Annotated in this window: 6 protein-coding genes; 3 read left to right on the plus strand and 3 right to left on the minus strand. The window is 71.2% G+C overall.

Going from position 1 to position 4,173, the window contains the following annotated elements:
• Window positions 1–127: 127 nt before the first annotated feature.
• From ACH65_RS17695 to ACH65_RS17705, 3 genes are all read right to left on the minus strand, one after another.
• On the minus strand, window positions 128–1,399 hold the full coding sequence (locus tag ACH65_RS17695; RefSeq protein WP_049623960.1) for an RNA polymerase sigma factor: 1,272 nt from the start codon (window positions 1,397–1,399) through the stop codon (window positions 128–130).
• 58 nt (window positions 1,400–1,457) lie between these two features.
• Complete coding sequence (locus ACH65_RS17700; RefSeq protein ID WP_049623961.1) at window positions 1,458–1,865, minus strand: VOC family protein; 408 nt, start codon at window positions 1,863–1,865, stop codon at window positions 1,458–1,460.
• A 64-nt stretch (window positions 1,866–1,929) separates the two neighbouring features.
• Window positions 1,930–2,361: a YciI family protein gene (locus ACH65_RS17705; protein WP_049623962.1), complete on the minus strand. Its 432-nt coding sequence runs from the start codon at window positions 2,359–2,361 to the stop codon at window positions 1,930–1,932.
• Window positions 2,362–2,717: 356 nt separating this feature from the next.
• On the opposite strand from ACH65_RS17705, the gene ACH65_RS17710 reads away from it, so the two are divergent.
• From ACH65_RS17710 to ACH65_RS17720, 3 genes are all read left to right on the plus strand, one after another.
• Window positions 2,718–2,945 carry a hypothetical protein gene (locus ACH65_RS17710; protein ID WP_049623963.1) on the plus strand — a complete coding sequence of 76 codons (228 nt, stop codon included), beginning with the start codon at window positions 2,718–2,720 and terminating at the stop codon, window positions 2,943–2,945.
• 69 nt (window positions 2,946–3,014) lie between these two features.
• The gene (locus tag ACH65_RS17715; protein WP_049623964.1) at window positions 3,015–3,233 is read left to right on the plus strand and encodes a hypothetical protein; all 219 of its coding nucleotides are present in this window, start codon (window positions 3,015–3,017) and stop codon (window positions 3,231–3,233) included.
• Window positions 3,234–3,549: 316 nt separating this feature from the next.
• A complete protein-coding gene (locus tag ACH65_RS17720; protein WP_336884814.1) occupies window positions 3,550–4,017 on the plus strand; it encodes a DUF3224 domain-containing protein in 468 nt (155 codons plus the stop codon).
• Window positions 4,018–4,173 lie beyond the last annotated feature (156 nt).

Below are 4,173 nucleotides of genomic sequence, written 5' to 3' on the forward strand. Positions count from 1 at the left end.
AAAGTAACTCGCTCATCGGCCGATGAGCGAAACCCCGGCCAAGGGCCGGCCAGAATGCGATGACGCTTCAAGAGCACAGCGAACCTTCCCTTGCGGACACAAGCAGGGAAATCGTGGACAGGCTCTTTCAGTGCGCGGCAGGGCGCGGGCCGCCGCGTGCCACGCGCTCGAGCAGCCAGGCCCGTTCCCGCGCGTTGAGGGCGAGTTCCGCCGCGCGCTCGAATTCGCCGCGCGCCTCGGCGTGGCGGCCGAGCCGGGCCAGCAGGTCGCCGCGCGCGGCCGGCAGCAGGTGGTAGTTCGCCAGCGCGGGGTCGTCGCGCAGCGCGTCGATCAGGGCGAGGCCGGCGGCCGGGCCTTCGGCCATCGACACTGCCACGGCACGGTTGAGTTCCACCACCGGCGAAGGCGCCGCCCGGGCGAGCAGGGCGTACAGCGCGGCGATGCGCGACCAGTCGGTGTCCTCCGTCGCGGGCGCGCGGGCATGGCAGGCGGCGATGGCGGCCTGCAAGGCGTAGGGCCCCAGCGCGCCGCCGAGCCGCTCGGCGCGGGCCAGCGCGTCGAGGCCGCGGCGGATCGCCAGGCGGTCCCACAGCGCGCGGTTCTGCTCCGGCAGCAGCACCGGACGGCCGTCCGGCGTGGTGCGCGCCTTGCCGCGCGAGGCCTGGATCTCCATCAGCGCGAGCAGGCCGAGCGCCTCCGGTTCGCGCGGCATCAGGCCGGCCAGGGTGCGGCCCAGGCGCAGCGCCTCCTCGCACAGGGCGGGGCGCATCCAGTCCTCGCCGGCGGTGGCGGCGTAGCCCTCGTTGAAGATCAGGTAGATCACGCCGAGCACGGCGGACAGCCGCGCTGCGCGTTCCTCGCCGCGCGGCACCTCGAACGGCACCTGCTTGGCCGCCAGGGTGCGCTTGGCGCGCACGATGCGCTGCGCCACCGTGGGCTCGGGCACGAGGAAGGCGCGGGCGATCTCGCCGGTGCTCAGTCCGCCGAGCAGGCGCAGGGTGAGCGCCACCTGCGCCTCCTCCGACAGCGCCGGGTGGCAGGCGGTGAAGATCAGCCGCAGCAGATCGTCGCCGATGTCGTCGTCCAGCGCGTCCAAGTCGGGCATGGTCCGGGCCTCCCCGTCCGCCTCGTGGCCGAGCGCCGCGTGCTTGCGGTCGATCAGCCGGCGCCGGCGGAGCTGGTCGATCGCGCGGCGCTTGGCGGTGGTCATCAGCCAGGCGCCGGGGTTGTCGGGCAGGCCGCTCGAGGGCCAGCGCTCCAGCGCGGCCACCAGGGCGTCCTGGGCCAGTTCCTCGGCCTGGTCGAGGTCGCGCAGCATGCGCGCCAGGCTGGCGATCAGGCGCGGCGATTCGATGCGCCAGACGGCATCGATGCGGCGGCGGAGGTCGGTCGCGTCCATGCGGCGGATCACAGCATCAACCGGCCGGCCGCCACAAGGGCGGGTGCCGCAAAGCCGCCTAGGCCCGGTCGCAGTTGAACATCCAGCGGAAACCGTAGCGGTCGGTGAGCATGCCGAAGCGCGCGCCCCAGAAGGCGTCGTGCAGGGGCTCGGTGACCTCGCCGCCCTCGGCCAGCGCGGCGAAGATGCGCGCCTGCTCGGCCCGGTCGGTGAGGTCGATGCACAGCTGCACGCCGTCGCCCGCGGCGGCCCGCTGGCCCGGCATGCCGTCGCTGGCCATGAAGCGCACGGCCTCGCTGTGGAACTCCGCGTGGATCGCGTCCCGCTCGTGCCCGGGCGCGGCCTGCTGGCCGGCGTCGGCGCAGGTCATCAGCACGTCCACCTCACCGCCGAAGCCGCCGCGGTAGAAGTCCAGCGCCTCGCGGCAGCGGCCGGCCAGGTCGAGGTAGGGCATCAGCGTTTTCATGGTCGGCCTCCCCGGGAATGAGGGGGCGCGATCCGGCCCTGCCGGGCACGGACCACGCCGCCGTTCAATGCGTCTTCGAGGCCAGTTCGGCGCGCATGCGTTCCTCCGATTGGCGCAGCTCCGGGGAGAGCTCCGCGCCGAAATCCTCGGCCTCGTACAGCGGACGGATCTCGATCACCGACTCGCCCTGCTCGAACGGGTTGGGGCAGCGGCGCACCCATTCCACCGCCTCGTCCATCGAGCGCACCTGCCACAGCCAGAAGCCGGCCACCAGTTCCTTGGTCTCGGCGAACGGGCCGTCCACCACGCTGCGCTTGCTGCCCTCGAAGCGCACGCGCTTGCCCGCGCTGCTGGGCTTGAGGCCGTCGGCGGCGAGCAGGATGCCGGCCTTCATCAGTTCTTCGTTGAAGCGCCCCATGTCGGCCAGCAGCTTCTCGCTCGGCAACGTGCCGGCCTCGGAATCCCGGGTGGCCTTGACTATCACCATGCATCGCATCGTCGTTACTCCGTGGGTGGCGGTGAGTGAGCTTGGCAGGCCGACGGATCCGGCCTGCCGCTTCATGGGTACGACGAACGGGCCGGGATGGAATCGACATGGCGCCGCGATGGACGGGCGCCGATGCGCTTCGCCTGCCGGATCGGCAGGCCAGGAAACCCCCGGCATGGTCGTGGCCGGGCGGGCAGGGCCGTTAGCCGGCCCGCGATCGGGGCCCCCGCCGGCTAACGGAAGGCTAATGCCCCCGGAGTATGCTCAGGAGGTGCTCTGTGCCGCGCCGTCCGCCATGCGGGTTCCGATACGGCCCTTGCTCCGGTCCGGCCCACCGTGGGGTCGTCGTTTTCCGGAGGTCGTCCATGAACGTGATGCGATATCGGTCCCAGCCGTTGCTGACGCCTGGGCAGTGGAGCCTGCTTCGCAGCATCGGTCGAGTCACTTCCTCGCGCATCAGCGAACTGGCCCCCGCGGCCGGGTACGGCGACATCAGCCGGCTGGTGGACGAGCGGCTGGTGCGGATCTTCGGCCTGCGGGTGCGCATGACGCTGCAGGGCGCCGCGGCACTCTGGTATCACCGTGCGAACTGATCGCGCCGGCGGCTGCGCCGGTGTCCGCCGGCGATCGTGCCGGTTTCTCCCCCAGCCAGGAATTGCGTAATGACTGCAACCACCGATGCCGGCGGTATCACGGTCCGCTACTGCGGCTACCTGATCCGCTGCCGCGGCGAGAGTTTCACGGTGACGCTGGCCGGGGACGAGGTGATCCACCAGACCTATCCCGGCACGCTGGGCCGGCTGGGCCGCGATGCGCTCGGACCGTGGATGCTCGACCAGGCCAAGGCCTACGTGGACGCGCGGCGGGCCGGCGCGGTCTGACCCGGGCGCTGCCGTGCTCCACGGCAGCGGGAATGAGCCGGAGCGGTGGCGCCTGCCTGCCCGGGGATGCGTCGAAGACGGCAGCGGCATCGGTGCGCGAGGATGGGCTCGGCGCGTTCGGCATGCGCCGTGCCGTGGCGCGTGTCTCCTTGGCTTTACTTTCGGTGCTGCCGCGCGAGTCTTAGGTCGCGCGCATGGGCGGTCGCTCATGGCAGGTCCCGGCGCGGCCGGGGTCGCGTTTTTCGCATCCTTATCGCATGGCGCGTGTGCTGAAATCGGCGTTGTCGGAACGCGGTCTTCGGGGAGGCATCGAGCCATGGCTAGACACCTTTGCACGTGGATTGCGTTCCTGTCGCTGGCCGCCGCGCCGGCCCATGCCCTGGAGCCCAAGACCATGCACGCTGCCGGAACCTTCGACGTCAAGCTCTCGCCGCAGCCGCCGGCCCCCGGCATCGAGGCGGCCGGGCTCGGCCGCATGACCCTCGACAAGCAGTTCCACGGCGAGCTGGAAGGCCACAGCCTGGGTGAGATGCTGGCAGTGCAGACCGGGGTGGAGGGCTCGGCGGGCTACGTGGCGCTGGAGCGCGTCACCGGCACGCTGGGCGGTCGCCGCGGCAGCTTCGCGTTGCAGCACAGCGGCACGATGGAGCGGGGGACGGCTTCGTTGACGGTGACGGTGGTGCCGGATTCGGGGACGGGGGAGTTGAGGGGGTTGAGTGGGGCGATGACGATACGCATCGAGCAGGGCAGGCACTATTACGCGTTCGACTATCGGTTGCCTTGAGGGCTTGGCGCTCGCGCGTGGAAAAATCGCCGTGCGATGGATGTTGTTGAGGGGCTGGCCGGCCGTTGGCCGGTGTTTCGCTCCCCTGCCGGGGAGCGAGTTACTTTCTCTTGCTTGTCCAAGAGAAAGTAACCAAAGAGAAGGACACCCCGAGGG

This window comes from Frateuria defendens (assembly GCF_001182895.1).
GTDB lineage: Bacteria > Pseudomonadota > Gammaproteobacteria > Xanthomonadales > Rhodanobacteraceae > Frateuria_B > Frateuria_B defendens.

Coding starts and splice junctions, on each gene's coding strand:
- ACH65_RS17695 (WP_049623960.1), bottom strand. CDS start 1,399: ATGGACGCGACCGACCTCCGCCGCCGCATCGATGCCGTCTGGCGCATC.
- ACH65_RS17700 (WP_049623961.1), bottom strand. CDS start 1,865: ATGAAAACGCTGATGCCCTACCTCGACCTGGCCGGCCGCTGCCGCGAG.
- ACH65_RS17705 (WP_049623962.1), bottom strand. CDS start 2,361: ATGCGATGCATGGTGATAGTCAAGGCCACCCGGGATTCCGAGGCCGGC.
- ACH65_RS17710 (WP_049623963.1), top strand. CDS start 2,718: ATGAACGTGATGCGATATCGGTCCCAGCCGTTGCTGACGCCTGGGCAG.
- ACH65_RS17715 (WP_049623964.1), top strand. CDS start 3,015: ATGACTGCAACCACCGATGCCGGCGGTATCACGGTCCGCTACTGCGGC.
- ACH65_RS17720 (WP_336884814.1), top strand. CDS start 3,550: ATGGCTAGACACCTTTGCACGTGGATTGCGTTCCTGTCGCTGGCCGCC.